This window comes from Nesterenkonia sp. E16_10 (assembly GCF_017347085.1).
Lineage (GTDB): Bacteria > Actinomycetota > Actinomycetes > Actinomycetales > Micrococcaceae > Nesterenkonia.
On sequence record NZ_JADPSA010000001.1, the window covers coordinates 246,073 to 272,292 of the forward strand.

Below are 26,220 nucleotides of genomic sequence, written 5' to 3' on the forward strand. Positions count from 1 at the left end.
CCGATGCCCGACGGCGACCCGGGCTCCTCGGTAGACTCGGCCCCGTGACCGGATCAGATACCCCCAGCAGCCCGACCGCCCCCAACCTGCCCGCGAAGGTCTCCGACATCTTCGATCCCTGGCAGTGGCGCACCGTGGAGGGGTTCGACTTCACCGACGTCACCTATCACCGGCGTGTGCAGCGCGACGAGGCCGGCATGATCACCGCTGATCTGCCGGCGGTGCGGATCGCGTTCGACCGCCCCGAGGTGCGCAACGCGTTCCGGCCCGGCACCGTGGATGAGCTCTACCGCGCGCTGGACCATGCCCGGATGACCCCCGATGTGGGCGCGGTGCTGCTCACCGGCAACGGCCCCTCCGCCAAGGACGGTGGGCACAGCTTCTGCTCCGGCGGAGACCAGCGGATCCGTGGCCGCGACGGGTATCGCTATGCCGAGGGCGACACCGCTGAGACCATCGACCCGGCGCGCGCCGGGCGGCTGCATATCCTCGAGGTCCAGCGGCTGATCCGCACCATGCCCAAGGTGGTGATCGCCGTGGTCAACGGTTGGGCGGCCGGCGGCGGGCACTCGCTGCATGTGGTGGCCGATCTGAGCATCGCCTCGCTGCAGCACGGGAAGTTCAAGCAGACCGACGCCACGGTGGGCTCCTTCGACGCCGGCTACGGCTCGGCGCTGCTGGCCCGCCAGGTGGGCCAGAAGAAGGCCCGTGAGATCTTCTTCCTGGCTCGGGAACATTCCGCCGAAGAGATGGTCGCCGTCGGCGCGGTCAACGAGGCCGTGGACCACGAGCGTCTCGAAGAGGTCGCACTGGGCTACGCCACCGACATCGCCCGGCAGTCCCCGCAGGCCATTCGGATGCTGAAGTTCGCCTTCAACGCCCCCGACGACGGCCTTGCGGGCCAGCAGGTCTTCGCCGGAGAGGCCACCCGGATGGGCTACATGACCGATGAGGCGGTGGAGGGCCGCGACGCCTTCCTGGCCAAGCGCGAGCCCGACTGGTCCGAGTTCCCGTACTACTACTGATCGGGGGCATTACTCCATACCGGCACCCTCCTCACGCTGCGAGGAGCACACCGGGCGTCGAGGTCCCGAGACGATCGAAGCCGCAACGAATAGACTCCAGATCAGGCCTATGGACGACGGAGTCATGGCCTTCAATGCGCTGATGATGCGCGGACAGGAGACCGGCCTGAGATGAGCTCCCCTCCCAGCATCAATCCCGATGGAACAGATTCGCACCCAGGCCCGGCGCAGGTCGGAGCGGACCCCTCAGCGATGGCCACCCGGACGAGCGACAGCGGCCCGCGTCGCGAGGTCACTCTGCGATTCCTTGCCGCGCCCACGGACCGCGGCAAGGCCGGGACCGTGGACGCCGGTCGGGTCCTGGAATGGGTGGACAAGGCGGCCTTCGCCGCGGCCACCGGCTGGTCGGGCAGCTACTGCGTGACCGCCTACGTCGGCAACATCCACTTCCATGATCCGGTCCAAGTCGGCGAGATGGTGGAGGTCACCGGCACTGTGCTCTACACGGGCCGGACCTCGATGCATATCCAAACGATGGTCCGCTCTGGGGACCCCAAGACGGGCCACCTCGAGGAGCGCGCTCGTTGCCTGGTCATCTTCGTGGCGGTGGACGCGGACGGCCACGCCACACCGGTGCCGGAACTCGTCCCCCACACCCCGGAGCAGAAGCGCGACCACGAATACGCCAAGTCCAGGATCCCCATCCGCAGCGCCATCACGGCGGCCTTGAAGAGCCAGCGCTACACGGACGCAGGCACTGCCGAGCGCGTCACGCTGCGTTTCCTGGCAGAACCCACGGACGTGAACTGGGGCGGCAAGGTCCACGGCGGCGTGGTCATGGAGTGGATCGACACCGCCGCTTACCTCTGCTCCTCCCGATATTGCGGCCGAGACACGGTGGCGGTGTTCTCCGGCGGGATCCGCTTCACGCGTCCGGTGCACATCGGGGACCTCGTCGAGGTGGAGGCCCGACTGATCTACACCGGCAACAAGGGCATGCATATCGCCGTGGAGGTCCGCTCCGGAGATCCCAAGGGCGACGAACTCACCCAGACCACGAATTGCATCACCATCATGGTCGCACGCGACGAGAATGGGACCTCTGTCCCTGTTCCTCCGTGGGAGCCAGTCACCGAGGAGGACCGTGAGCTCTGGACCCATACCCGCACCCTGCTGGAGATCCGGAGCCGTGCCCCCGGCAGTCGTCTCCCTGACCACCTGCTGAACGACCCTCAAGCGCAGAACAACAGGCTCCCGTAACGTCCCGTGCCCACACAACCAGCACGAGATCACTCGATGCTGCATCCCTCGCGAACGGTGAGGTGGATTCGCCGGGCCCACGAGACTCTGAGTTCTACTCCTCTATGTGGATGGACGCAGATGGGCAGAAGTCCGCAGCTTCTCGGACAAGGTCGTGTTCTGCTTCGGATGGAATCTCCTTGAGCAGCTCCACTTTGCCGTCGTCGGCACGCTGCGCGAACACGTTCGGTGCCGAGCGCACACATTGTCCGGCAGCGACACAGGTATCCTCGGTGGTCGCAATCTTCACGGCGATGGTCCCTTCGTCTCGGGGCGAGAAAAATCGTGACGGGCTTCAGGCACTGGCCCACAGTGGATGGACTCAAGCTGCCTGCAACGGAACTGGTCCGTGAATCGAATGCTACGCGGGGTGCCTGCGAGCATCTAGGGCGCGGCATCCGGCCTCCGAAGCTGTCCACGGCACCAGACTCGATGCCGTCGAGACCCCTCGCGAGTAGATGCCGGAGGCATCAGCTCCGCGAGTTCAACAGCTCCGCCAGGTGCACCGCCGGAACATCGGCGAGGTCCTCGAGCTGGATCCGGCAGGACATCCCGTCGGCCAGCACCACGGTGTCTCCGCCGCGCGTGCGCTGGTCCCGCACCGCTGGCATCAGGTAGGTTTCGGCCACCGCGACGGAGGTCTCATAGTGGCCCTGCTCCACGCCGAAGTTCCCGGCCAGCCCGCAGCATCCGGCGACCTTGGTGACCTCGGCGCCGGCCTGCTCCAGCAGCGCCCGGTCGGCCTCCCATCCGATGATGGCTGACTGGTGGCAGTGTGGCTGCGCCACAACGTCGACCCCCGTCAGATCCGGCAGTCGCACCCGGCCCTCCTCCACCAGGCCGGTGAGCAGCTCCGCGAAGCTGCGCACCCCGGCGGCCACGACCCTGGCGGCCTCGCTGTCGCAGAGCTCGAGCGCGTCGCTGCGCAGCGTGGCCAGGCAGCTGGGCTCCAGACCGATCACCGGCACGCCGGAGCTGACGTAGGGCGCGAGCACCTCCACGGCCTGGCTGATCCGCCGGCGGGCCTGGTCCAGCTGACCGGTGGAGATCCAGGGCAGCCCGCAGCAGCCCTGTTTCTGGATCAGCCGCACCTGGAGCCCCTGGGCCTGCAGGTATTCGATCGCGGCCAGCCCGGACTGCGGGAAGAAGTGGTTGGTGAAGGAATCCGCCCAGACCCACACGTCGGGCTGCCCGGTGTTCCCGGTGGCAGCACCGGCCGCGTGAGAGGAGCTGGCGGCGTTCAGCCTGCCCGCAGCTCGGCGCAGCGTCCGGGAGGCGAACTTCGGCACCGACCGGCGTTGATCGATCCCGGCCGCCCACTTCGCCGCCGCAGCGACCGGGGCCAGGGCCATCATCAGGTTTGCCACCGGCGCGACCGGTGCGGCGAGCTTCGCCCAGACCGGGAGCCGCCCCAGGACGTAATGGCTGCGCGGACGGAGCCGGCGCCGCGGACGGCCCTCGGAGTCCCGGTCGTACTTCTGGTGCAGCGCCTCGGCCTTATAGGCGGCCATGTCCACCCCGGCCGGACAGTCCGAGGCGCATCCCTTGCAGGACAGGCACAGATCCAGGGCCTCGTGCACCGCCGGGTCGCTGAGCCCGTGCACCAACGTCCCGTCCATGGCCTCCTGAAGCACCCGAGCCCTCCCCCGGGTGGAGTCCTTCTCCTGGGTGGTCGCCAGGTAAGAGGGGCACATGACCCCGGTGGTCTTCGGCGCCACACAGCGCCCGACGCCGGAGCAGCGGTGCACCGCCGCGCCGTAGTCGCCGCCGTCGTGCGGCATCAGCAGCCCGGGCCAGGGCAGCGTCTGCTTCGGCCGGGTGGGCCGGATGTCCTCGGTGTTGACCTGCGCTCCGGTGCCTCCAGGGTGTCCGGCCCGGGCGCCCTGAAGCTGCGGGCCGGTGATGATCCCCGGGTTCAGCAGGTTCTCGGGGTCACAGATCCGCTTGGCCTGGGCGAAGAGATCCAGCGAGGTCTCGTCGTACATGAAGGGCAGCAGCTCGGAGCGCACCCGGCCGTCACCGTGCTCTCCGGAGAGCGAGCCGCCGTAGACCGCGAGCCGTTCGGCGCAGGCCAGCATGAACTCCCGGAACACCCCGGTGCTGGAGGGATCTCCATGCTGGAAGGGAAAGTCGATCCGGCAATGGATGCACCCGTCGCCGAAATGCCCATAGGGGTAGCCCTGCAGTCCGAATTCCTTCAGCAGTGCTTCGAAGTCGCGCATCCAGGCCCCGAGGTGCTTCGGCGGCACGGCAGAGTCCTCCCACCCCGAATGCGCCGGGGTGGCCAGGCTGATCCCGGCCAGTCCGGCTCCGTCCTCCCGGATCTTCCACAGCGCGGCCGCCTCGGCCGGACTTTCGATGAAACGGGTATCGAGCGCGGCGGAGGCGGACTTGACCGCTTCGATGACCGCATTCGCCACATCCCCTGCGGCTTCGACGAACAGCCAGCTCTCACCTCGGGGAAGCTGCGGCACCGGTTTGCCTGCCGAGCGGACCAGCGCCACCAGCCGGGAGTCCATGCCTTCGCAGGCGATCAGGCTGTTCGGACCGAACTCGCCGTGGACCGCATCGAGGATCTGCGGGACCGCGTCGGCGGCCTCGCTGACCGTGTCATATCCGAGCACCAACAACAGTCGGTGCGGGTCGTCGCGGACCAGCCGCACCTCGGCCTCGAGCACCGTGGCCAGGGTGCCCTCGCTGCCGACCAGGAACCGTTCGACCCGCCCGCGGTTCTCCGGCAGCAGGTGCTCAAGGCTGTAGCCGGAGACCTGGCGGCTGAACTGTCCGAATCGCGTGCGGACATGCCCCAGATTGCGCCCAGCGAGCCCGAGCAGCTGCTCCGCCGTCGCTCCCTGGGCCGATCCGCTGCGGGCATCGAAGCTGCCCAGTTCGCCGTTGCCGAAGAGCACGGTGACCGCCTCGACGTTGTCCGCGGTGCGCCCGTACCCCAGCGCGCGGGACCCGCAGGCGTTGTTGCCGATCATCCCGCCGATGGTGCACCGGGAATGGGTCGAGGGGTCGGGGCCGAAGCGCAGACCATGCGGCGCCGCCGCCCTCTGCAGATCCGCGTGCACCACCCCGGGCTGGACCCTGGCGGTCCGGGCCTCCGGGTCGATGGAGATGATCCGTTTCAGGTCCCGGGTGTCCACGACGATCCCCTCACCCACGGCGTTGCCGGCGATCGAGGTGCCCGCGCCGCGCATGGTGACCGGCACTCCCGCTGATCGTGAGACCTCGTGGATGGCGTGGAGCTCCTCGACATGCGCAGGCCGCACGACCACCTCCGGCACCACCCGGTACAGGCTCGCGTCGGAGGAGTACATGCTCCGCGCCAGCACGGAGGCGTCCACCTGAGAGACACCCGCACGGTTCAGCTCCTGGACCAGCTCCTGGGCGATGTCGGGCTTGCTCGTCAGCGTCACTGAGCCACTTCCTTGCCTCGCACCATCCGGCGCGTCCTAGAGCGTCTGGCGTCTCGATCGGGTACCTGCATTGTGTCCGACCAACCGGCCCCCGTCACCCCCTCCGGTTGGATTCATCGCAACCAGCTGCGCGTCACGCGCCGAGGGGCCCGAGCAGACTGCCGGCGCTTCCGCCGGCCGATCCGCCCGCGCTCGTGGTTCGATACAGCATGACCACTGCCAAGGAACGCCGCTCCGCGGTCACGGGAATCCTGTTGACCCTCACCGGCATGATCGGCGGCTTCGTGGTGTTCCTCCAACCGTGGCGGTCCTGTCCGGAGATCGATGACAGCTCGGCCGGCTGCCCGGGGACATCCGGCGAGGCGACTCTGCTCGCGCTCGCATTCTTGATCTCTGCCACTGGAATAGCATTTCTGGTGACTCCGCTGATCACACAGACTGCGAAATCCAGCGCCACTGATAAAGCCAATCCACCCAATAGAATCACCATGGGTAGCGGCAGTCTTTTACAATCAATAGACTCTTCCGATGGGAGAGACCAGCAAGAAGTACTGGACAGCAAGCGTGCTCCTGCTCGGAACGACCGGGTTCGCGCTGAGCGTGCTGGGCGCAGACGACCAGACGGTGGGCGGCTTCGCCACCGTCGCCACCGTCCTCGGCGTAGTGGTCGCTCTGCGCAGTAAGTTCGACAAGCCCACCGGGCAACCAGAAGGCGAAGAAGACTCGGCCCAGCACCAGGAGCACCGGAGCGAGGTCGCCGCCGGGGACCCCTACGGCCGCTGGTGGCGACAGGCTCGAGGCTAGCTCCCGAGCCCCGCGCACACCTGGGAGCTCCCAGCTCTGCCGAGCTGAGGAGCACAGTTGCTAATCTTGGCTCATGTTGCCTTGGTTCGCGTGGATCGCCATAATCGCCATCGTCGTCTTCGGCCTGACCCAGATCGTGAGCATGGCCACCGGACGGCCCCTGCCCTGGGGCTCGGACGCGGAGGAAGAGATCGAGGCGCTGCGCAAGAGGCTGAAGAAGCTGGAGAAGGAGAACAAGGGCGAACTCGAGGCGCCGAAGATCCCCACCAAGTCCGAGGAGAACATGTCAGCCGAGGACCGCTGGCGCCTGGACATGCTCGAGGCTCGCCTGGAAGAGCTGGAGCAGCGCAGACGAGATGACCGGGACAAACAGGACGACGGCGGCAGCGCCGGTGCCTGAGACCGCCCCGTCGCAACATTCTTGGGTCACCACAGCGCTGAGCGCGCTGGACGCCGCACTGGGCTCGACTCGGAACATCGGAGCCGAGCTGCAGGCAGACGCACAGCCCCCCGGCCGGTTCACCGACCTGCCCACCGGCGCTGAGCCCGCCGCCCCCCCGCTGGAGTTTCACCCCGCGGCCGCCACCGACATCCCCCGCTGGATCTCCCGTCACGATGTCGCGTCTGATCGTGCGGCGGTGATCGTGCGCACCTCCGGATCCACCGGCACCCCGAAGCAGACGCTGCTTCCCGCCGCCGCCCTCCACGCCTCGGTCGCCGCCACCGCGAAGGCGCTCGGCGGTCATGGGCAGTGGCTGCTCACGCTGCAGCCCAGCTACGTGGCCGGGCTCGCCGTGCTCGCCCGCAGTCTCGCCGCCGGCACCACCCCGGAGCCGCTGCTGCAGCACACCACCGACCCCAGGGCCTTCACCCGTGCCGCGAATCGACTCACGGCAGAACGCCGGTACGTCTCCCTGGTCCCCACCCAGCTGCAGCGCCTGCTGGACCACGTCCCACAGGATGCGGCGCTCACCGCGGCACTGGCTCGCTTCGACGCGATCCTGCTGGGCGGCGGCGGCGCCGCCCCGGAGCTGCTCGAACGCGCGGCCACCCACGGGTTGACCGTGGTGCGCACCTACGGGATGAGCGAGACCTGTGGCGGCTGCGTCTACGACGGCCGGCCGCTGCCTGGCGTGCGGCTTGAGACGCAAGGCGCGCAGGATGCAGGCCCCGGACGGGTGCAGATCTCCGGGCCCATGGTCGCCGCGGGCTACCTCGAGGACGCAGACCTGACTGCGGCGCACTTCGACATCAGCCCAGAGTCCGGGCAGCCTCGCTTCCTCACCGATGATCTCGGCGAGGTCCGCACCGAGGCCTCAGGTCAGATGCTGCGCATCGCGGGCCGCGCCGATGACGTGATCAACACCGGAGGGATCAAGGTCTCCGCCGAACGCGTCCGCTCGGCCCTGCTGGAGCACCCGCAGGTCCGTGAGGCCTTCGTCGGACCCGTCCCGGACCCCGAATGGGGACAGAGGATCAGCGCCGCCGTCGTGCTCGTGGGAAGCTCCGGTGTGGAGGGGATCCAGCAAGAGCTGAACCAGCTGGTCCGGGACTCCCTGGGCCGGGCGGCGACGCCCAAGCGGCTGCTGATCCTCCCCGAGCTGCCGCTGCTGGTCAACGGCAAGCCGGACCGGCAGACGCTGCTGCGGCGCCTCGGTGCGCCGTCGTCCTGAGTCGATCTGCCGCGGCGTCCGCTGAAGACCGGGCCGGCGCACTCCAAGACCAGGGTGACACCGCCCGAGGCGGTCCGACACGGGACGACCGAGGACCCAATACCGACAGAACCGCGCTTCAACGCGTAAGAAGACAGCAACGAGAGGACACGATGTGGCAACTGTGAAGGAATGGGTCGCGGGAGCGCGGCCGCGGACCCTGCCGCTGGCGGTGGCTCCGGTGATCATCGGCTCGGCCGCCGCGCACGCCATCGAGAGCTTCGATCTGCTGATCGCCGCGCTCGCCCTGGTGGTGGCCCTGGCGCTGCAGGTAGGCGTGAACTACGCCAATGACTACTCCGACGGCATCCGCGGCACCGATGATGTGCGCGTGGGCCCGATGCGGCTGACCGGATCCAAGGCGGCCGAACCCCGGCGGGTCAAGGACGCGGCCTTCCTCAGCTTCGGGCTGGCCACGCTCGCCGGTCTGATCATCGTGATCCTGAGCGCGCAATGGTGGATGCTCGCCGTGGGAGCCGCCTGCGTGCTGGCCGCCTGGTGGTACACCGGCGGATCTCGGCCCTACGGCTATCGCGGACTCGGCGAGATCATGGTCTTCGTCTTCTTCGGACTCGTGGCCACCCTGGGCACCACCTGGGCGATGGCGGTAGAGCTGAGCGTGGGCGCCGGGATCGGCGCCGTGGGCTCCGGGCTGATCGCCGCAGCGCTGCTCATGGCCAACAACGTCCGGGACATCCCCACGGACCGCGAGGCCGGGAAGGTCACGCTGGCCGTCCGGCTCGGGGAGGGCCGCGCCCGGTTCAGCTATGTGGCCATGGTGGGCATCGCACTGCTGCTGCCCCTGGCGCTGCTGGTGCACAGCTGGTGGTTCCTGCTGGTGCTGCTGGCCTGGCCGCTGGCGCTGGGGCCGGCGCGGATCATGCTCTCACCCGAGAAGAAGGGGCCCGCGCTGATCAAGGTGCTCCAACTGACCAGCCTGATCGGCATGGCCTTCGCGCTGACCTACTCGGCGGCGCTGATCCTCAGCTGAGGCCGACCCGAGCCGGCCTCAGGCCGGGCGGCGTCCCGGCCCTGGGGCGGTCGCGCGGACCGCGGCCCTGACGCTGCGCCGGGAACCCCGGCGCAGCAGCTCTGCCCGGGCTTCAGCTCCGCGGTGCGGGGCGGGGCCCGGCGTCGTCGCCGTCGTCATCTGAGGACTTCTTCCGGCTCTCCCCGGCGTCTCCGGTCGTGGAACGACCGTTGCTGGGACGACCGTTGCTCGAGTCCCCGTCCTGGGCGCCGGGCTTCGGCGTGGTCCCGGAGGATGCCTCGCCGGCCGCGGCCGCATCGGCGGCGTCGCCGAGCTCCTTCTCGCGCTCGTCCGTGCTGCGGTCGTTGAGCTCTCGCTCCTTGCGGCGGGCCTCCGCCTCGCGCTGGCGCTGTTCCTCCGCGCGCTGGCGCTGGCGCCGCTGGATCTCCACCTGACGCAGGAAGTCGGGGTCGTCGTCGGGCGAACGGGGCCGGCGCGGAGCCTGCCCGCCCCGCTTCGGGGCGCGCACACGCCCGAAGCCCAACCAGAGGCTGGCGCCGATGATCGGCAGCAGCACGATCACCGCGATCCATGCCAGCTTCGGCATGACCCGGATCCGATGCCGTGGGGTCTGCAGGCATTCGACCAGGCTGTAGATCAAGAGCCCCAGCCCCACGATTCCCAAGCCGATTATTAACCTGATCATCTCTCCAGCCTAGTTGATCCGGGAGCTCGGATTCACCAGCGAGCAGACCTAGACTGGGGTCATGTCTGTGCTGAAATATTCGCTGCTCCGCCTCGGTGCCTTCTTCATCGTCTTCGCCGCCTGCCTGCTGCTGGATCTGGGCCAATATACGATCTTCTTCGCCCTGGTCATCGGGCTGGTCGTGTCCTGGGCGCTGGGCTATCTGTTCTTCAACCGGCTGCGTCTCGAGGCTGGTCAGGAGCTGGCCCGGCGCTTCGGCGGAGACCGGAAATTCGGCAGCGCAGAGCGCGATGACAACCAGGCAGAAGACGCCCTGGCGGAGGACTTCCACCTCACCCAGGAACAGCTCCGCGCACAGCAGCGCAGCGCCGAGGACCCGGGCCCGGCCGCCGAGTCGCCCCGGTAGTCAGACCGGCAGACCGGGAGGCCTACTCCGGCAGACCGGCGTAGGAGTGCAGCCCGGGGAAGTAGACGTTGACCACGGCGTAGTTGAAGATGATGCAGCCGTAGCCGATGATCGAGAGCCAGGCGGCACGGTTGCCGGTCCAGCCTCGGGTGGCCCGGGCGTGGAGGTAGCCGGCGTAGACCGTCCAGATCACGAAGGTCCAGACCTCCTTGACGTCCCAGCCCCAGTACCGGCCCCAGGCCGCCTCGGCCCAGATCGCACCGGTGATCAGCGGGCCCAGGGTCCAGAAGACGAAGCCCACGGCGTTCATCCGGTAGGCCCAGTTCTCCAGCGAGGTCGCGGAGGGCACCAGCCGCAGGAACTGCCAGCCGCTGCCCCGCGTGGTCTCCCCCGCAGCCTGAGAGATCTCCCGGCGGTGCTGGATCAGCTGCAGCACGTTCATCGCGAAGGTCAGCGTGAACAGCGAGATGGCCAGCACCGCGAGCGAGACATGGATCGCGATCCACGGGCTCTGCAGCGCGGGCTGGACGTGGGCCACCGGGGTGGGGAACCCGATCGTGGCCGCGGCCATCATGGTGACCACCAGTCCCAGCGCGAAGACTCCTAAGAAGCGGACGTCCTTGCGCGTGAGCACCAGCAGGTAGACCGCGGCGACCACCAGGCCGCCGGTGGCGAGGAACTCATACATGTTCGCCCAGGGAACCCGGTTCGCGGCGACGCCGCGGGCGGCCACGGCGAAGGTGTGGGTCGCGACGCCCAACACCGTCAGGGCGACCGCGACATTGGCGAACGGGCGGGAGGTGCCCAGGTAGGCCATCTCCTCGTCCACCAGCTCCTCGGCGGGGGCCGCAGCGAGCGGCGGCTGGGGGGTGCTGGCGCCCGAGGGCGATCCGGCTCCGATGAGCTCACGCTCGGCGGCGTTCTCCGCCGCGAGCTCGGCCTCCACCCGGCGGATGGTCGCGGAGCTGCGGATCATGTCGACGGCGAAGAGCATGAACGCGCCGGTGTAGATGAACGCGGCGATCAGCATGAACAGCTCGCTGTACTGAGCCAGTTCCATATTGATGGATTGCATCAGGATTCCTTCTCTGGGGCGCGCACCGGCCACTTCTTCTCGAACTGGGCACGCAGGGCAATGTTCTCATCTCGCAGCCGGAAGTCCTCACCGCGGGAGAGCAGGCCGTAGCGCACCAGGGTGCGTCCGGCCGGTGTGGTCTCCACGGTCACCCAGGCGCGACGTCGGCGCAGGAACAGCGAGAACACCAGACCGCCCAGGGCGGTCAGCGCGAAGATCAGCACTCCCTGCTGCGCTGGGTTGTAGTGGATGTCGATGGCGATGTAGTCCTGGACCCCGTCGAAGCTGATCGAACCCATGCCTTCGGGGAGATCGTAGGTCTCGCCTGGGGAGAGCACGATGCCGCCGGCGTCGAGCTCTCGGGAGTTCAAGGTCTCGAGGGACTCGGTGTCCAGCACATAGACGTTCTGGGCGAGCCCGTCATCGAGACCGAGGTCTCCGTAATAGGAGTTCAGCTGCAGCTCCGGGTTGCCCAGCTCAGGGTCCACCGAGACGGCCAGCCCGTCCCCGGCGTCTTGGGAGGTGGGCAGGAACAGCCCGACGAAGCCGAGCTGCTCGGGTGCGGCGTCGGGGGCCTTGATCACGGCCATGGAGGTGTAGACCTCGTCCTCCGGGCGGGTGACCACGGGACCGGAGAACGCGACCTCGCCGTCGCCGTCGCGCACCGTGACCTCCGGGGCATAGCCGTTGCCGACCAGGAAGACCCGGGCGCCGTCCATGGTCAGCGGCTGGTTGACCTTGAGCTCCTCGGTCTGCGGCTCACCGTCGGCGCCGAGCCGGGTGGTGACGTCGGCGGTGAAGTCCAGCGCCTGACCGAAGTGCGTGGTCGACTCCCGATCGAAGACCCGCTCGAAGGCGTCGAGCCGCATCGAGAAGGGCTGCATCTGGTCTTCGCTGAAGTACGCCCCGGGGTAGAAGTTGTCATAGGCGACCAGGGCGTTGACGAAGCTCTCGTCCTCCACCAGGATCTTCTGGCCCCGGTAGCTGAACATCGAGCCCAGCGCCACGCAGATCAGCACGCCGACCAGCGCCACGTGGAAGAGCAGGTTGCCGGTCTCCTTGAGGTAGCCCTTCTCAGCACCCACCGAGGTCTCGCGGACCTCGACCCGGTAGCGGCGGGCCTTGAGGATCGCCGCGGCGTCCTGCAGGGCCTGGTCTGCGGCGGGACCGTCCTGGGCGTCCCCGGCGACTTCGGACTGCAGCTCCAGCGCTCCGGATTCGGGGAGCCGCTCGAGCCGGCGCGGAGTCCGCGGCGGGGCGGAGGTGGCCTGCTGCCAGTGCTTCTTCGCGCGCGGCAGGATGCAGCCGATGAGCGAGATGAACAGCAGCAGGTAGATCGCGGAGAACCAGATGGAGGAGTAGACGTCGAAGAACTGCAGGAAGTCCAGCACCTCACCGACCCCGGGGTTGTCCTCGATCCAGGTGGCCACCGCGAAGGAGTCCTGCACCCGCTGCGGGAAGATCGAGCCGGGCACGGCGGCCACGGCGAGCAGCAGAAGCAGCATCAGCGCGGTGCGCATCGAGGTCAGCTGGGTCCATGCCCAGCGGATCATGCCCTTGACCCCCAGCGCCGGAGTGCTCACCTGAGTCTTGTCGCCGCCAGGGCTGCGCGGGTCGTTCTCGGCGGCCTCGGGCGCGTCACGGTGCCCGGCCGGCATATAGGTGTTCTCACGTTTTTGGGCCATCAGATGGGCAGCCTCACTTCATTGGCGAACCAGTCCTGCAGAGCAAAGACCCAGGTGTTCCAGATCCCGGAGAGCATCAGCAGCCCGACCAGGATCAGCACGGCGCCGCCGAAGCGCATCACGGCGACCTTATGCCGGGTGAAGAACGCCAAGGTGGTCATCCCGCGCTTGAGCCCCAGGCTGATCAGGATGAACGGGATGCCGAGTCCCAGGCAGTAGATGAACATCAAGAAGACTCCGCGGCCGGGGTCTCCGCCCATCGGGGTGGCCAGGGCGAGCACGGCGGCCAGGGTCGGTCCGATGCACGGCGCCCAGCCGATGCCGAAGGTGGCGCCGAGCAGCGGCGCTCCGAGCAGGCCGTCGGGCGGGCGGCGTTCGATCTTGCGCTCGCGCTGGAAGAAGGTGAACGCCCCCATGAAGACCAGTCCCATGATGACCACGACGCCGCCCAGCACCTGGGTCAGCCAGCCTCCCTCCACCCGGAGCCAGACCATGGCCTGGGTGAAGACCACGCCGATGAGCACGAAGACCACGGAGAAGCCCAGCACGAAGAGCGAGGCGCCGAGCACCATCCGGGAGCGGCGCCGCTCATGCAGCTCCACTCCGGAGAGTCCGGTGACATAGCCCAGGTAGCCGGGCACCAGCGGCAGCACGCAGGGTGAGAGGAAGGAGACCAGCCCGGCGAGCAGCGCCACCGGGGCAGAGATCAGCAGCGAGCCGTCGAAGACGATCTCGGCGAAGCGGTTGTCAGCGGCGCCGGCCAGCGGGGCCGCGAGGGCCAGTGTGCGCGTCACCGTGGCGCTGGCTCTTCGTCCAGGGCGGTGTTGATCAGCGCGCGCAGCGTGCCGGGCTCGGCGATCCCCAGGATCCGTGCGGAGACACGACCCTGCTTGTCCAGGACCAGCGTGGTGGGCACCGCGGAGGGTGGGACGTAGTCGGTCATGGCGAGCATGACGTCGCCGGTGCGGTCCTCCATGGAGGGGTACTCGATGCCGAAGGTGCGCTCGAAGGCCTCAGCCGTGGGCTGGGTGTCGCGGGTGTTGACTCCGTAGAACTGCACCCCTTCCTCGCTGAACTCCTCGTGCAGGTCGGCCAGGTCGGGGGCCTCCACGCGGCAGGGGGCGCAGGCGGCGTACCAGAAGTTGATCACGGTGACCTCGCCCTCCCAGCGCTCCGGCCCCACGGCTGTGCCGTCGAAGAGCGTGGATTCGAACTGGACCGGTTCGCCGCGGTCCTGCGCGGCCAGCTCCTGGACCGATCCGTCACCGGCGACGTAGTTGGTCCCGTCGTTCTGCGCTCGCTGACTCAGCTCGTCATTCGCGGAGCTGCATCCGGCCAGCGCCAGGGCAGAGGCCAGTCCCACCGCGGCGAGGGCGCGTCGGCGGGATGTCCGGGAGGTTGGCTTGTCGTGGAGGGTCATGCGCTGCGGTGTCCAGATCTGGAGAGGGAGTCAGGGTCAGCCGAGCACCAATTCTACAGTCCGTAGAAGTACCCCCGGGCCAGAAGTCACACAGTGGGATCGGTGGACGGATCCGGCGCTGCGTCAGACTCCGGGACGACGCCGAGGTCCGGCGCTGAGCTCAGGCGCCGGGGTCGGAGCGCGTCAGGCGCCGGGGTCGGAGCGCGTCAGGCGCCGGGGAGGTTGGCGGCGTCCTTGAGGAGCTCATGGTTGGGCTCGGCATAGCTCACCGATTCCACCCCGTGGGCTCCGATGTGCAGGGAGGTCACCGAGGTCAGCGAGCATTCGCGGTCGCGCGGGTCGTGGAAGAGCGGGCGGCCTTCGGCCCAGAGCCGGGTCACCCAGATCGGCAGCTGGTGGGACACGACGACGACCTCCGCGCCCTCGCCGTGGGTGGCGACGGCCTCCTCGGAGAGGTCCTTCACGGCCGCGAGCACCCGGGCGACCTGGGCCTTATACGGCTCACCCCAGGAGGGACGCAGCGGATTGACCAGCAGCGGCCACCAGCGCGGGTTCTTCAGCTGCTGCTTGACCTGGGACAGGCCCTCGAAGGCGTTCTCGGCCTCGAGCACCCGATCCTCCACGGTGACCGGAAGTCCCAGTCGTGCGGAGATCGGGGCCACCGTCTCCTGGGCCCGCTGCAGCGGCGAGGCGGCCAGCATGTGGACCTCCCGGCCTGCCTCGGCACGTTCCTGGAAGTAGTCGGCGATCCCGTCCGCCATCTGCCGCCCCAGCTCGGAGAGTCCGAATCCGGGCAGCCGTCCGTAGAGCACCTTGTCTGGATTGTGGACCTCACCGTGTCGGACCAGGTGCACCGTGGAGCCGATACGAGGTGCTGTGGACGAATCCGTCATATCCCGAGGTGTCATGGGGCACAGTCTTGCAGAGATCTGCGCCGAGGCCGCACTTCTGGGAGCTCCCAGGGTGGGGTGCGAACCCGGCCGCCGATACAGTAGTGCTGAGATCGGACCGTGGCAGCGTTGCGCGTCCTGCGGGCGCCTTGAGCGCCCTGAGCAGGACCCGACGCAGAGGAGGCACAGCATGAGCAGCACACCCGACGAGAATCGCCCCCCGGAGCAGCCCCGCTGGGGTCAGCGCCGGCCCGAGGGCTCGGTCCCGAACCCGCAGCCAGACCCGGGGGCCTCTCCCGGTCAGGCATCGCACCCAGGCCAGACGCCGCCCTCGGGCTACGGCCGGTCTTCCGGGTATGGCGAGTCGGCCGGGTATGGCCGGCCCCCGAGCTACGGCCCATCGGGCTACGGTCAGCCTGGCGCCGGACCGTATGGCTACGGACAGCCGCAGAGCCAGCCGCAACCCGGACATGACCGACCCGGTCACGGCCAGCAGAGCAACCTTGGCCCGACAGCCGCTCCCACCAGGAAGCCGAAGCGACCGCTGACGCTGATCCTGGCCATGGTGCTGATGCTCCTGGCGGGCGTCGCGGCACTGACCCTGAGCGTCCTGAGCTTCCTCGACTTCACCTCCATGGATCCCCAGGACGTGGATCCCTTCTGGTCCCAGGTGGTGGAAGAGTCTCAGACCCAGCAGGGGCCCGGCGCCGAGGAGCTCAGCGTCGAGGACCTGATGCTCGGGTTCGGGGTGATGGCGATCTTGGGTGGGAGCATCCTGGCTGCGCTCTACACGGCCTTCGCCTTCGTGGGCACCATGACCGGCAACGTCGGGCGGATCCTCGCGACGATCTTCCTGGCCGGCAGCGTGTTCCTGATCCTCTTCGGCGGCGGGTTCCTGATCGTGACCGGGCTGAGCCTCGCCGCGCTGGTGGCGCTCTGGCTGCCCGCCAGCAACGCCTACGTGCGCGATCGCAAGGCCTTCAAGGACTTCTCCCGACCGGGAGGCCCTTATGCAGGACCCGGTCAGCCCGGGCCACCGACGGCTCAGTCCTGGGCACAGCAGTCGGGGCCCTATCAGGCCAACCCCTACCAGCAGGGCCCGCCCCAGCAGCGCCCGCCGCAGCAGAACCCGCCACAGGAGAACCCGCAGGACAACCCCTACGGCGGATCTACGCCACGGTGATCCTGCCCGAGACGATCGCGCGCAGCGTCTCCACCAGCAGCAGTCGCTCCTGGGTCTTGATCCGTTCATGCAGCGAGTCCTGGTCATCGTCCTCGCGGACCCGCACGGCCTCCTGCGCCAGGATGGGCCCGGTGTCGACTCCGGCGTCGACCTGATGCACGGTGCATCCCGTGATCCTGACCCCGTGGGCCAGGGCATCGCGCACCGCGTGTGCGCCGGGGAAGCTGGGCAGCAGCGCCGGATGCGTGTTGATGATCGCGGCCCCCACGCCGTCGAGGAACTCCGCACCCAGGATCCGCATGAACCCGCTGGAGACCACCAGATCGGGACTGTGGGACCGGACGGCCTCGGCCAGGTCGGTGTTCCACACGGAACGATCTCCGCCCTTGATCAGCGGCACCGCGAAGGTCGGGATCTGCGCGGCCTGGGCGCGGAGCAGCCCGCCGCAGCCTGGGACATCAGAGCCCACGGCGGCGATCTCGAGGTCCAGCTCACCGCCCTGCACCGCATCGATGACCGCTTGGAGATTCGTCCCCGAACCGGAGACCAGGACCACTATTCGCATGACCGCCAGCCTACTGCGGGTTCTGCGGCTCAGCGGTCCCGCCCCGGGCGGGGACCCGGATAGGGTGGTGGACCATGAGCACCCCATCACCAGGCCGCAGCCGCGCCACCGATCTTGAGGAGTCGACGTTCCGCTTCTACGGCCGGTTCACCGGGTGGCTCGTGCTGGCGCTGCTGCTGAGCTATCTGGGCCTGCAGCTGCCGCTGCCGTGGAGACTGCTCGCGGTGGCAGCCGGCCTGGTCGGCTTCGCCGGCGGGATCATCCTGTTGGTCCAGTGCTTCCGCAAGCGGCTGCCGCTGATGATGCACATCAGCGCGATCGCGGCGCTGCTGTGCTGTGGAGTCTTCACCTTCACCGCCGGCTCGCAGGCCATCTTCTGGCAGGCCACGGTGGAGTTCGAGGACTGCCAGGCCAGCGCACTGACCGAACGCTCGACACAGAGCTGCCTGCTCGAGTACGAGGACGGGATGATGAGCTCGATCCCGGGCTTCGGACGCTGAGCCGCGCCCGACGCGAGTCTCGCTCAGCCGGTGGCGCGACGGCGCAGCCGCTGCCCGAGCAGCGAGACGCTGTAGCCCAGGATCACCCCGAGCGCGACCCAGACTCCGAGCATCCCGGCGCTGAGCAGCGCATTGGGACCGATATCGGTCATCCGTCCCACCCCCAGAGAGATGTGTGAGAGCCACAGCGGCCCCACGGCGAGCAGCGCGGTGACCAGCCCGGTGAAGCTCCCGAGCGCAAGGGTGGAGAGGACTGCGGCCAGCGGGCGCCAGGAGATCCGCAGCGTGAACCAGTCGTCCAGATGGTTCTCCCCCTCGCGCAGCAGCCACCAGCCGGCGACCACACCGGCGAGCACCGGCAGGCCCAGCACGAAGATCCCGTAGGCGTGGGCCTCCACGGGCAGCGCGGCCAGCACCGGCACCGCCGGCACCGCACCCAGATCGGTGCCCAGCGGGGAGACCACCGAGCCGGAACCGAGCGCGAAGCCGGACCCGGTGGAGTAGGCCAGGGCCCACAGGATCAGGTTCGGGGCCAGCCCCAGGTGCAGAATGGTCAGCCCCAGCACCCCGACGATCCCCGGGTTGAGCTGCTCATAGACATTGGCGATCTGCATCCACTGCACGCCCAGCTGCCCGGCCAGCAGCAGCGCGGCCAGCCCGCAGGCGGCGACGAAGCCGACCACTCCAGCCCGGGTCACGGCCCAGGCGTAGGAGCCGGCCCAGCGCAGCCGCTGTGAGAGCTCCTCGATCCGCGCCTCGAGGTCTGTGCCGATCATCCGCGCGGCGCTGCGCGCCTCGGCATAACAGCCGGAGAGCGCCGCCAGGCTCATCAGCACCGCCGCGCAGAGCGCTGCCAGCCAGGGCATCACCTGGAAGGCCTCCGCCTGCGCCACCCAGGCGATCCCGGCCGCGCCGGCCGCGTAGCCCAGGACCAGCGGAAGCAGCCCCTGCCAGAGCTGGTCGGAGTAGGAGCCGCGGGCGATCCGTCCGCCGGCCCGCCATCCCAGCCAGAGCGGGATCAGGGTCAGGCCCAGCGGCACCAGGTGGAACCAGCCTCCGCCCGGGACGTCGAGGGCTCCGCCCAGGGCGCCGGGGTCGAGGGTGACCACCAGCTCCACCGGTGTCCCGTGCAGCACCAGCCAGAGCTGGGCCGCCAGGGAGACCACGGAATCCAGGTCGAAGCCGGAGAATCCCCCCGCGAGGCTCATCACCAGCACCGGCAGGCCCACCAGCAGGACCGTGGTCAACAGGATCTGCGCGGCCTCGGCCAGCCCGATGAGCCACAGCGGAGGGGTGGGCAGGCTGAATCGGCGCCGGGCGCGCAACGGGGACTTCGCGGCATCAGCCGCGGTGCTGGATTCGGTGTCGGTGGTGGCCATCGGTCCTATCGTGCCAGCAGGTCCTGGTCTTCGGCTGGAGCAACAGGCCTCAGCCGAGCATCAGTCGCAGCCCTGTGATCAGTGCCATGATCGAGCCGATGAACGCCAGGATCAGCACGAGCCGACGGACCAGGGCCTCGTCGATGCGACGCTGCAGCCACTCCCCCATCATGATCCCGAGAATGATCGCCGCCACCGATCCGGCCCAGGCCCACCAGGGCAGACCGGGCAGCGCGCCGTCGTCGAAAGACCATTTGATCCCGAAGGAGCCCAGCGAGAGCAGGATCCAGGTCGGCTGCAGCGTGGCGATCATGGACATGATCGGCCAGCGGGAGAGGACCGCGTAGATCGTCATCGCAGGACCCCCGACCCCGGCGATGACCGTGCCGGCTCCTGAGCCGATGCCGGCGATCACCCGGGTGGTGGCGCCGTCGGCCTCGAAGGTGATCCGGCTCAGCAGCATCGAGGTGATCAGGCCGATGATCACCAGGGCCGCGACCACCACGTAGAGCGGACCGGGCGAGGAGTTCACCGAGATCCAGGCGGCGGCGGGCATCACCGCGAGCGCGGGCAGGCCCAGCCAGAGCACCTTGCGCCATTCGATGTCGCTCCAGATCCGCGGCAGCACCAGCATCGGCGCGAAGATGCTCAGGAAGTTCACCAGCATCACGCCCTCGTGGGCTCCGATGAGCACGACCAGGAAGGGGGCCATGACCATCCCGAAGCCGAGCCCCACCAGACGCTGGATGACGGCGGCGAGCAGGACCAGGCCGACGACGGCGAGCGGTATCAGGACTTCCACCTGGTCACCCTATCCGCTGGGCAGGAAAACGTTTGAGCAGCGTTCACGGTGCGGTCACGAGGACGACGACCCACGCTGGCCCGGCCTGCCTAGCCTGAGGGCGTGAGAGTTGTCGTGGTGACCGAATCATTCCTGCCCCACATGAACGGCGTGACGAATTCCGTGCTTCATGTACTCGCCCACCTACGTCGCCGCGGCGATGACGTCACCGTCATCGCCCCCTCCGACACCATGTTCGACGCGGTGGCCCGCACCGAGTCCGGCACCCCGGTCGGGGAGCTCTGTGAGGGCTTCCCGGTGATCCGGGTGCCCTCGCTGCCGCTGCCGGACTACCCCAAGGTCCGGGTCGCGGCGGGCTTCGTGACCCGGATCCGGCATCTGCTGGAGCAGATCCGTCCCGATGTGGTCCATGTGGCCTCGCCCTTCGTGCTGGGCTGGCGGGCGATCCAGGCGGCGGGGGCGCTGGGGGTGCCCACCGTGTCGATCTATCAGACCGAGGTCCCGACCTATGCGGCGCGCTATGGGCTGCCCTGGGCCGCGGAGCTGCTCTGGCAGCACGTGGATCGGATGCACTCGGCGTCCACGCTGACCCTGGTGCCGTCCTCCTTCTGCCGCGAGCAGCTCACCCGGCGCGGCATCCAGCGGCTGAAGACCTGGCGCCGGGGTGTGGACACCCGGCGATTCTCCCCGGAACGTCGCAGTCCGGCGCTGCGAGCTCAGATCAGCGGCCGGACCGCCGGGCGCGGCGAGACCGGCTCGGCCACCGGTGAGAAGCTGATCGGGTTCGTCGGGCGGCTGGCCTCGGAGAAGCAGGTGCAGGATCTGGCGGTGCTCGATGCCCTGCCCGGCACCCGCCTGGTGATCATCGGCTCGGGGCCGCAGGAGGAGGCGCTGCGCCGGGCGCTGCCGCGGGCGCATTTCGCCGGCTTCCAGTCCGGCGAGGAGCTGGGGGCCCATGTGGCGAGCCTGGATGTCTTCGTCCACCCCGGGGAGGCCGAGACCTTCTGTCAGACCATCCAGGAGGCCATGGCCGCCGGGGTGCCGGTGGTCGCGGTGGGCCGTGGCGGTCCGCTGGACCTGGTCGACGTCGGGCGCACCGGTTGGCTCTACCGGCCCGGTGACCTGGCCGGTCTGCGCTCCGCGGTGGAACACCTGATCGGCGACGATGCGGCGCGCCGGGACTTCGGGCGGCGCGCACACGAGAGCGTGCAGGACCGCACCTGGGAGGCGCTGTCCAATGAGCTGATCGGGCATTATGCCCGTGCCGTGGAGGTCAACCGGCGGGTCCGCACGATGCACCCCCGGCCGCGACGCTTCGCGTCCTCGGCCGGGGCCCAGGCCGGCTCGACCAGCTGAGGCTCAGCTGCGCAGCAGGCCGTGCTGGGCGAGCTTCGCGGCGATGTCCTTGCCGTCGGGACCATAGATCCAGGGGATCCGCCGGTCACCGGCGAGCTGGACGGCGTCGGACGGTTCGGTCGGGTCGCCGTAGTTGAGCAGATCGTTGCCCACCGGGTCCTCGGCGCGGCCACCGGCCAGCATCGCCTCGGAGTAGGTCAGTTCACGGATGATCACCGCGGTGACATGTTCCGGGTGACGGCGGACGAAGTCGGCGTAGAGGCTGGGATCGTGCTGACCGTCGTCACCGATCAGCACCCAGGACATCTCGGGGAAGTCCTGGGCCAGGCGTTCCAGCTGCTCCGCCTTGTGCTGCTGCCCCGAGCGGAACCAGCGGTCCGCCGTCGGGCCCCAGTCGGTGAGCAGCAGCGGCCCCCGCGGGTAGAGGTTCCGGGTCAGGAACCGGGTCAGCGTCTGCGCCACGTTCCAGGCGCCGGTGGAGATGTAGATGACCGGGGAGCCGGGGAAGCTGACCATCAGACGCTCCATCATCACCGCCATCCCGGGGGTCGGGGTGCGGGCGTGCTCATCGAGCACGAAGGAGTTCCAGGCCGCGAGCAGCGGTCGCGGCAGCGTGGTGACCACCACGGTGTCATCGATGTCGCAGACCACCCCGGTCACGGTGGAGTCATCAATGATGTGCACCTCGGCGGTGGTGGACTCGCTGCCCGGGGCGTGCAGCATGACCTGCTGCCAGCCCGGCTCCAGGTCCACTTCGATCACCGCGTCCACGATCCCGCCGCGATCGGCGACCACCTCGAACTCACGACCGGCGACCTCCACCGTGATCTCCGCGAAGGGCACCGGGGCCGAGACGAAGTTGCGCCAGCCACGGACCCCATCGGCGATGACCTTGGCCACACGGAGTCCGTTCTCGAAATCGGAGTCCGGGGCCATCACCACCCGGGAGAACACGCGGACCCAGCGACGGCAGCCGTAGCCGGTCATCGCGAGCATCGTGACGTTGAGTCCACGCCGGCGTGCCAGGCCGAGACGGAACTGGTGCCAGCCGTCCTCGGCCTTCATCACCCGGTTCCGGGTTCGGTCGCGATAGTGGGACCGCACGGCGGCATCGTCCTGAATAACCTCAGTGGGCTCTGAGTTCGTCATCGGCTCGATCATACCGGCTGGTGTGCTGGAGCACTGCCGCAGCCCACGGGTGGGTAGGGTGAACCCGTGCCGCACACCACCGCCTCCCGCCCTGACCCGCACCAGCTCCGCAGGATCGCCCTTCAGGCCGCGCAGACGGCCGGGGCACCCCTGGTGCAGGCCTTCCGCGCCGACCCCCGGCAGCCGGGGATGGCGGTGACCACCAAGACCAGCACCCATGATCTGGTGACGGTCCATGACGGGGCCACCGAGGACGCCCTGGCCGCTGCGCTGACCGCAGCGGTCCCGGACTCCTGGATCACCGGGGAGGAAGCCGGTGCGCGCGGGCGCGGGACGCTGGAATGGATCATCGATCCCATCGACGGGACCAGCAACTTCGCGCACGGCTTCGCGATGTTCTCGATCTCCATCGCGGCGGTCTTCGCCGGGAAGGTCATCGCCGGGGTGGTCCACGACCCGGTCAACCAGCTCAGCTTCTCCGCCGACGACGACGGCGCCTATCTCAGCTCGGGCCAGCGCACCGAGACCCGGCTGGGGCTCCCCAGCGGTGGCGCCGCGCGTTCCGGCGCGCAGCTGAACCTGATGACCAGCTACCCCTCCGCGGAGGTCCTCACCCGAGAGGGAGCCCCGGCGCTGGAGGCCTTCGGCGAGATGGTCACGGGCTTCTCCACGGTGCGCCGGGTGGTCTCCGGGGCGCTGGAGCTCTGCCATGCGGCCGCCGGATGGAACGATGTGGTGCTCGGCGTGGACACCAAGCCCTGGGACATCGCAGCCGGGATGCTGATCCTGCGTCGGGCCGGCGGCACCTATCTCGCCTTCGGTGGTGACGCTGAGCCGGGCTCCGGCAGTGAAACTGAGCCGGGCTCCGGCAGTGAAACTGAGCCAGGCTCCGACAGTGAAACCGCGCCAGGCTCCGGCGGTGACGCCGCGCCCGCCGGCCGCGCCCCGGACCATCTGGCACCGGACTATCTGGGGCTGGGCCCCGGGGTGGAGTCCGCCCTCGCCCGTCGGCTGGTCGAGGAGGCCAGCGCGCGGCGTCGTCGGTTTAGCCATTCCTGAACTTCGTCACAGGCCGTCGCGAGGTCCGCAGCGACCGAAGATCGGGAAGACTGAGCTCAATGAGCTCCCCCGATCCCGCACACCGCTCGGCTGACCCGAGTGCGTCACACCCGCAGAACACCGCCCCCACCCCGCGGCAGATCCGACGCTGGCGCAGGTACCTCGCCGATGAGCAGGCCGAGGGGCGGCTCTATACCGCTCTCGCGGAGCGCAAGCGCGGTGAGGAGCGCCAGATCCTGCTCGGCCTGGCCGCTGCGGAGAAGCGCCATGAGCTGCATTGGCGGGAGCTGTTGGGACCCGACGCCGAACGGCTGCCCGCCCCCTCGGCCCACCGGGTGCTGCTGGGCTGGATGGCGCGGATCTTCGGTTCGGTGTTCATCCTGGCCCTGGCCCAGCGCGCCGAGGGCGGCTCGCCCTATGACGACGACGACGACGCGACCGCCCGGATGGCCGCCGACGAGGCCATCCACGAGGAGGTCGTCCGGGCCCTGGCCACCCGCGGCCGGGAGAAGCTCTCCGGAGGGTTCCGCGCGGCGGTCTTCGGCGCCAACGACGGCCTGGTCTCGAACCTGGCCCTGATCGTGGGCATGGGCGGGACCGGCGTCGGGTCCGGTGTCATCCTGCTCACCGGTATCGCCGGGCTGCTGGCCGGAGCGCTCTCGATGGCCGCCGGAGAATACGTCTCGGTGCGCAGCCAGCGCGAGCTGCTCGACGCCACCCGCCCCACCCAGGTCACGCTGCGCGCCGCTCCGGACCTCGATTTCGACCACAACGAGCTGATCCTGGTCTATCGGGCCCGCGGCATGAGCGAGGCCGACGCCGAGCACCGCGCGCTCGAGCGGCTCAACGTCTTCGCCTGCGACTGCAAGCCCGAGCTCTCCCACGATCCGGAGGAGCCCGCCGATTCCCACGCCGCCGTCGGCTCGGCCTGGCATGCCGCAGGGTCCAGCTTCGTCTTCTTCGCGGTCGGGGCGACCATTCCGGTGCTGCCGTATCTCCTGGGCGCCGAAGGGGCCCTGGCGATCATCATCGCCAGCGCGCTGGTCGGGGTCGCGTTGCTGGGCACCGGCGCCATCGTGGGGCTGCTCTCCGGAGCCTCACCGGTCAAGCGCGGACTGCGCCAGCTGGGCATCGGCCTCGGGGCAGCCGCGGTCACGTATCTGCTGGGTTCGCTCCTCGGCGTCACCGTGGCCTGATCAACGGGCTCCTCAGCGCCGGGTCGGCGGCATGGTCCGGTCCCGGCTGACCCTGCTGCGCGCTGTGGACGCGGTCTAGACTCGGTGGTGCACCGTGAGGTGCATCACTGACTGAGAGGCGGCGACGATGTTTGAACACCCTGAGGGCGAACCGGTCCTGGTCCTGAGCGAGGACCAGTGCTGGAGTCTGTTGGAACGCGTGGCGCATGGCCGCCTGGTGACCGTGGTGGGCGGGCGGGCCGATATCTTCCCGGTCAACTGCGCGGTCCAGGACCGCTCGATCGTGCTGCGCACCGCTCCGGGCTCGAAGCTCGCCGAGATGGCGGTCAATGAGAGCGTGGTCTTCGAGGCCGATGGGATCCTCTCCGATCAGGCCTGGTCGGTGGTGCTGCGCGGAACGGCCGCCCGCCTGGAGACCTCCGCCGAGCGGGAGGCGGCCGAGGAGCTGGACCTGAAGCCCTGGGTGCCGACCATCAAGGACTATTTCGTGCGGATCCGTCCCGAGGGGATCAGCGGCCGGCATTTCCAGTTCGGAGAGCATCCCGAGCGGGAGCTGGGTGAGGGCTCCGAGGGCGGCTGAGTCCGAGGTTGTCACCTGGCTCGCTGCACAGGCTCGAAAGGGCGCGCAGACGAGGACGGGGCCGCCCCTGATGATCAGGAACGGCCCCGCACTGCGGTGTGGATCAGGCGTCAGCCCTTGAAGACCTCGCGAAGCAGCGCAGCGGTCTCGGACGGCGTCTTGCCGACCTTCACCCCTGCGGCCTCCAGGGCCTCCTTCTTGCCTTCAGCCGTGCCCGAGCCGCCGGAGACGATGGCGCCGGCGTGGCCCATGGTCTTGCCCTCGGGGGCGGTGAAGCCAGCCACGTAGCCCACGACGGGCTTGGTGACATGAGCCTTGATGTAGTCGGCTGCGCGCTCTTCGGCGTCGCCGCCGATCTCACCGATCATCACGATGGCCTTGGTCTCCGGATCGTTCTCGAAGGCCTCCAGCGCATCGATGTGGGTGGTGCCGATGACCGGGTCACCGCCGATGCCGATGGAGGTGGAGAAGCCGATGTCGCGAAGCTCGTACATCATCTGGTAGGTCAGCGTCCCGGACTTTGAGACCAGGCCGATGGGCCCGGCTTCGGTGATGTTGGACGGGGTGATGCCTGCCAGCGCCTGGCCCGGGGTGATGATGCCGGGGCAGTTCGGGCCGATGATCCGGGTGACGGGCTTGCCGTCGGCGCCGGTCTTGGTCAGCGAGAGGTTGAAGAACTCCGCGGAGTCCTGCACCGGGATGCCCTCGGTGATGACCACGAGCAGGCCGATGCCGGCCTCGATGGCCTCCACGGCGGCGTCCTTGGCGAACTTCGGCGGCACGAAGGCCACCGAGACGTCGGCGCCGGTCTTCTCCATGGCCTCGGCCACGGAGGCGAACACGGGCAGCTCGACATCGTTGCCGGCCTTGTCCTTGTGGGACACGGCGGTGCCGGCCTTGCGAGCGTTGACTCCGCCGACGATGTTGGTGCCTGCTTTGAGCATCAGGGCGGTGTGCTTGGTGCCCTCGCCGCCGGTGATGCCCTGGACGATGACCTTGGAGTCCTTGTTCAGGTAGATAGACATTGTGTGAGCAGG

The 26,220-nt window shown here is 69.1% G+C and carries 27 protein-coding genes; 13 read left to right on the forward strand and 14 right to left on the reverse strand.

Features of this window, described 5'->3' with window-relative positions:
* The first annotated feature begins 44 nt into the window (after positions 1–44).
* The gene (locus I2487_RS01155) at positions 45–1,025 is read left to right on the forward strand and encodes a 1,4-dihydroxy-2-naphthoyl-CoA synthase (protein ID WP_207169954.1); all 981 of its coding nucleotides are present in this window, start codon (positions 45–47) and stop codon (positions 1,023–1,025) included.
* A gap of 252 nt (positions 1,026–1,277) precedes the next feature.
* On the forward strand, positions 1,278–2,285 hold the full coding sequence (locus I2487_RS01160; protein WP_207169965.1) for an acyl-CoA thioesterase: 1,008 nt from the start codon (positions 1,278–1,280) through the stop codon (positions 2,283–2,285).
* 94 nt (positions 2,286–2,379) lie between these two features.
* Here the strand turns inward: I2487_RS01160 and I2487_RS01165 are convergent, their stop codons facing one another.
* From I2487_RS01165 to I2487_RS01175, 3 genes are all read right to left on the reverse strand, one after another.
* On the reverse strand, positions 2,380–2,574 hold the full coding sequence (locus I2487_RS01165; protein ID WP_207169955.1) for a 4Fe-4S domain-containing protein: 195 nt from the start codon (positions 2,572–2,574) through the stop codon (positions 2,380–2,382).
* Positions 2,575–2,794: 220 nt separating this feature from the next.
* Positions 2,795–5,746, reverse strand: coding sequence for an FAD-binding and (Fe-S)-binding domain-containing protein (locus tag I2487_RS01170; RefSeq protein WP_345941291.1), 2,952 nt, complete (start codon positions 5,744–5,746; stop codon positions 2,795–2,797).
* 133 nt (positions 5,747–5,879) lie between these two features.
* A complete protein-coding gene (locus tag I2487_RS01175; RefSeq protein ID WP_207169956.1) occupies positions 5,880–6,236 on the reverse strand; it encodes a hypothetical protein in 357 nt (118 codons plus the stop codon).
* A gap of 38 nt (positions 6,237–6,274) precedes the next feature.
* Between I2487_RS01175 and I2487_RS01180 the strand changes: the two genes are divergently transcribed.
* From I2487_RS01180 to I2487_RS01195, 4 genes are all read left to right on the forward strand, one after another.
* The gene (locus I2487_RS01180; RefSeq protein ID WP_207169957.1) at positions 6,275–6,550 is read left to right on the forward strand and encodes a hypothetical protein; all 276 of its coding nucleotides are present in this window, start codon (positions 6,275–6,277) and stop codon (positions 6,548–6,550) included.
* A 73-nt stretch (positions 6,551–6,623) separates the two neighbouring features.
* Entirely contained in the window at positions 6,624–6,950 is a 327-nt protein-coding gene (locus I2487_RS01185) for a hypothetical protein (RefSeq protein WP_207169958.1), read from the forward strand.
* Entirely contained in the window at positions 6,907–8,223 is a 1,317-nt protein-coding gene (locus I2487_RS01190) for an AMP-binding protein (RefSeq protein WP_207169959.1), read from the forward strand. The genes I2487_RS01185 and I2487_RS01190 overlap by 44 nt, the downstream gene beginning before the upstream one ends.
* Positions 8,224–8,377: 154 nt before the next feature.
* Positions 8,378–9,253, forward strand: a complete 876-nt coding sequence (locus tag I2487_RS01195) for a 1,4-dihydroxy-2-naphthoate polyprenyltransferase (protein ID WP_207169960.1) — start codon at positions 8,378–8,380, stop codon at positions 9,251–9,253.
* 112 nt (positions 9,254–9,365) lie between these two features.
* Here the strand turns inward: I2487_RS01195 and I2487_RS01200 are convergent, their stop codons facing one another.
* Positions 9,366–9,938, reverse strand: a complete 573-nt coding sequence (locus tag I2487_RS01200; protein ID WP_255545819.1) for a PLD nuclease N-terminal domain-containing protein — start codon at positions 9,936–9,938, stop codon at positions 9,366–9,368.
* Between the two features lie 61 nt (positions 9,939–9,999).
* Between I2487_RS01200 and I2487_RS01205 the strand changes: the two genes are divergently transcribed.
* Entirely contained in the window at positions 10,000–10,344 is a 345-nt protein-coding gene (locus I2487_RS01205; protein WP_207169961.1) for a DUF4229 domain-containing protein, read from the forward strand.
* Between the two features lie 22 nt (positions 10,345–10,366).
* Here I2487_RS01205 and ccsB read toward each other — a convergent pair whose 3' ends face one another.
* The 5 genes from ccsB to I2487_RS01230 all read right to left on the reverse strand — a co-directional run bounded on the left by ccsB (position 10,367) and on the right by I2487_RS01230 (position 15,432).
* Entirely contained in the window at positions 10,367–11,419 is a 1,053-nt protein-coding gene (gene ccsB / locus I2487_RS01210) for a c-type cytochrome biogenesis protein CcsB (protein WP_207172991.1), read from the reverse strand.
* Positions 11,419–13,104, reverse strand: coding sequence for a cytochrome c biogenesis protein ResB (gene resB, locus I2487_RS01215; RefSeq protein ID WP_518523683.1), 1,686 nt, complete (start codon positions 13,102–13,104; stop codon positions 11,419–11,421). Before resB ends, ccsB begins: the two co-directional genes overlap by 1 nt.
* Positions 13,104–13,898, reverse strand: coding sequence for a cytochrome c biogenesis CcdA family protein (locus I2487_RS01220; RefSeq protein WP_345941292.1), 795 nt, complete (start codon positions 13,896–13,898; stop codon positions 13,104–13,106). Before I2487_RS01220 ends, resB begins: the two co-directional genes overlap by 1 nt.
* Positions 13,895–14,524 carry a TlpA family protein disulfide reductase gene (locus tag I2487_RS01225; RefSeq protein WP_207169971.1) on the reverse strand — a complete coding sequence of 210 codons (630 nt, stop codon included), beginning with the start codon at positions 14,522–14,524 and terminating at the stop codon, positions 13,895–13,897. Before I2487_RS01225 ends, I2487_RS01220 begins: the two co-directional genes overlap by 4 nt.
* Before the next feature lie 206 nt (positions 14,525–14,730).
* On the reverse strand, positions 14,731–15,432 hold the full coding sequence (locus I2487_RS01230; protein ID WP_255545820.1) for a histidine phosphatase family protein: 702 nt from the start codon (positions 15,430–15,432) through the stop codon (positions 14,731–14,733).
* Positions 15,433–15,604: 172 nt separating this feature from the next.
* Here I2487_RS01230 and I2487_RS15635 point away from each other — a divergent pair, with 172 nt between their 5' ends.
* Positions 15,605–16,597, forward strand: coding sequence for a hypothetical protein (locus tag I2487_RS15635; RefSeq protein ID WP_207169972.1), 993 nt, complete (start codon positions 15,605–15,607; stop codon positions 16,595–16,597).
* On the opposite strand, the gene purN is transcribed toward I2487_RS15635, so the two are convergent.
* Positions 16,584–17,162, reverse strand: a complete 579-nt coding sequence (gene purN / locus I2487_RS01240) for a phosphoribosylglycinamide formyltransferase (protein ID WP_207169973.1) — start codon at positions 17,160–17,162, stop codon at positions 16,584–16,586. The two genes, I2487_RS15635 and purN, sit on opposite strands and share 14 nt — an antisense overlap.
* A gap of 74 nt (positions 17,163–17,236) precedes the next feature.
* Here purN and I2487_RS01245 point away from each other — a divergent pair, with 74 nt between their 5' ends.
* On the forward strand, positions 17,237–17,662 hold the full coding sequence (locus I2487_RS01245) for a hypothetical protein (RefSeq protein WP_207169974.1): 426 nt from the start codon (positions 17,237–17,239) through the stop codon (positions 17,660–17,662).
* Between the two features lie 23 nt (positions 17,663–17,685).
* On the opposite strand, the gene I2487_RS01250 is transcribed toward I2487_RS01245, so the two are convergent.
* A complete protein-coding gene (locus tag I2487_RS01250; RefSeq protein ID WP_207169975.1) occupies positions 17,686–19,041 on the reverse strand; it encodes a cell division protein PerM in 1,356 nt (451 codons plus the stop codon).
* Positions 19,042–19,090: 49 nt separating this feature from the next.
* On the reverse strand, positions 19,091–19,843 hold the full coding sequence (locus I2487_RS01255) for a TSUP family transporter (RefSeq protein WP_207169976.1): 753 nt from the start codon (positions 19,841–19,843) through the stop codon (positions 19,091–19,093).
* Between the two features lie 102 nt (positions 19,844–19,945).
* Here I2487_RS01255 and I2487_RS01260 point away from each other — a divergent pair, with 102 nt between their 5' ends.
* Positions 19,946–21,199 (forward strand): glycosyltransferase, encoded by a 1,254-nt coding sequence (locus I2487_RS01260; RefSeq protein ID WP_207169977.1) that lies wholly within the window; start codon positions 19,946–19,948, stop codon positions 21,197–21,199.
* 3 nt (positions 21,200–21,202) lie between these two features.
* On the opposite strand, the gene I2487_RS01265 is transcribed toward I2487_RS01260, so the two are convergent.
* The gene (locus I2487_RS01265; RefSeq protein WP_207169978.1) at positions 21,203–22,348 is read right to left on the reverse strand and encodes an App1 family protein phosphatidate phosphatase; all 1,146 of its coding nucleotides are present in this window, start codon (positions 22,346–22,348) and stop codon (positions 21,203–21,205) included.
* A gap of 66 nt (positions 22,349–22,414) precedes the next feature.
* Between I2487_RS01265 and I2487_RS01270 the strand changes: the two genes are divergently transcribed.
* The 3 genes from I2487_RS01270 (at position 22,415) to I2487_RS01280 (ending at position 25,183) form a co-directional block, all read left to right on the forward strand.
* On the forward strand, positions 22,415–23,407 hold the full coding sequence (locus I2487_RS01270; RefSeq protein ID WP_207169979.1) for an inositol monophosphatase family protein: 993 nt from the start codon (positions 22,415–22,417) through the stop codon (positions 23,405–23,407).
* Positions 23,408–23,466: 59 nt separating this feature from the next.
* Positions 23,467–24,603 carry a VIT1/CCC1 transporter family protein gene (locus I2487_RS01275; RefSeq protein WP_207169980.1) on the forward strand — a complete coding sequence of 379 codons (1,137 nt, stop codon included), beginning with the start codon at positions 23,467–23,469 and terminating at the stop codon, positions 24,601–24,603.
* A gap of 127 nt (positions 24,604–24,730) precedes the next feature.
* Entirely contained in the window at positions 24,731–25,183 is a 453-nt protein-coding gene (locus I2487_RS01280) for a pyridoxamine 5'-phosphate oxidase family protein (protein ID WP_207169981.1), read from the forward strand.
* Positions 25,184–25,293: 110 nt separating this feature from the next.
* Here the strand turns inward: I2487_RS01280 and sucD are convergent, their stop codons facing one another.
* Positions 25,294–26,208, reverse strand: a complete 915-nt coding sequence (gene sucD, locus I2487_RS01285) for a succinate--CoA ligase subunit alpha (RefSeq protein WP_036473150.1) — start codon at positions 26,206–26,208, stop codon at positions 25,294–25,296.
* Positions 26,209–26,220: the final 12 nt, after the last annotated feature.

Bases quoted from the DNA above. Each gene is read 5' to 3' on its own strand.
- I2487_RS15635 (WP_207169972.1), top strand. From the start codon at position 15,605: ATGAGCAGCACACCCGACGAGAATCGCCCCCCGGAGCAGCCCCGCTGG.
- I2487_RS01230 (WP_255545820.1), bottom strand. From the start codon at position 15,432: ATGACACCTCGGGATATGACGGATTCGTCCACAGCACCTCGTATCGGC.
- I2487_RS01205 (WP_207169961.1), top strand. From the start codon at position 10,000: ATGTCTGTGCTGAAATATTCGCTGCTCCGCCTCGGTGCCTTCTTCATC.
- ccsB (WP_207172991.1), bottom strand. From the start codon at position 11,419: ATGCAATCCATCAATATGGAACTGGCTCAGTACAGCGAGCTGTTCATG.
- sucD (WP_036473150.1), bottom strand. From the start codon at position 26,208: ATGTCTATCTACCTGAACAAGGACTCCAAGGTCATCGTCCAGGGCATC.
- I2487_RS01280 (WP_207169981.1), top strand. From the start codon at position 24,731: ATGTTTGAACACCCTGAGGGCGAACCGGTCCTGGTCCTGAGCGAGGAC.
- I2487_RS01160 (WP_207169965.1), top strand. From the start codon at position 1,278: ATGGCCACCCGGACGAGCGACAGCGGCCCGCGTCGCGAGGTCACTCTG.
- I2487_RS01175 (WP_207169956.1), bottom strand. From the start codon at position 6,236: ATGGTGATTCTATTGGGTGGATTGGCTTTATCAGTGGCGCTGGATTTC.
- purN (WP_207169973.1), bottom strand. From the start codon at position 17,162: ATGCGAATAGTGGTCCTGGTCTCCGGTTCGGGGACGAATCTCCAAGCG.
- I2487_RS01275 (WP_207169980.1), top strand. From the start codon at position 23,467: ATGAGCTCCCCCGATCCCGCACACCGCTCGGCTGACCCGAGTGCGTCA.
- I2487_RS01245 (WP_207169974.1), top strand. From the start codon at position 17,237: ATGAGCACCCCATCACCAGGCCGCAGCCGCGCCACCGATCTTGAGGAG.
- resB (WP_518523683.1), bottom strand. From the start codon at position 13,104: ATGGCCCAAAAACGTGAGAACACCTATATGCCGGCCGGGCACCGTGAC.
- I2487_RS01250 (WP_207169975.1), bottom strand. From the start codon at position 19,041: ATGGCCACCACCGACACCGAATCCAGCACCGCGGCTGATGCCGCGAAG.
- I2487_RS01190 (WP_207169959.1), top strand. From the start codon at position 6,907: ATGACCGGGACAAACAGGACGACGGCGGCAGCGCCGGTGCCTGAGACC.
- I2487_RS01265 (WP_207169978.1), bottom strand. From the start codon at position 22,348: ATGACGAACTCAGAGCCCACTGAGGTTATTCAGGACGATGCCGCCGTG.
- I2487_RS01180 (WP_207169957.1), top strand. From the start codon at position 6,275: ATGGGAGAGACCAGCAAGAAGTACTGGACAGCAAGCGTGCTCCTGCTC.
- I2487_RS01225 (WP_207169971.1), bottom strand. From the start codon at position 14,524: ATGACCCTCCACGACAAGCCAACCTCCCGGACATCCCGCCGACGCGCC.
- I2487_RS01185 (WP_207169958.1), top strand. From the start codon at position 6,624: ATGTTGCCTTGGTTCGCGTGGATCGCCATAATCGCCATCGTCGTCTTC.
- I2487_RS01200 (WP_255545819.1), bottom strand. From the start codon at position 9,938: ATGATCAGGTTAATAATCGGCTTGGGAATCGTGGGGCTGGGGCTCTTG.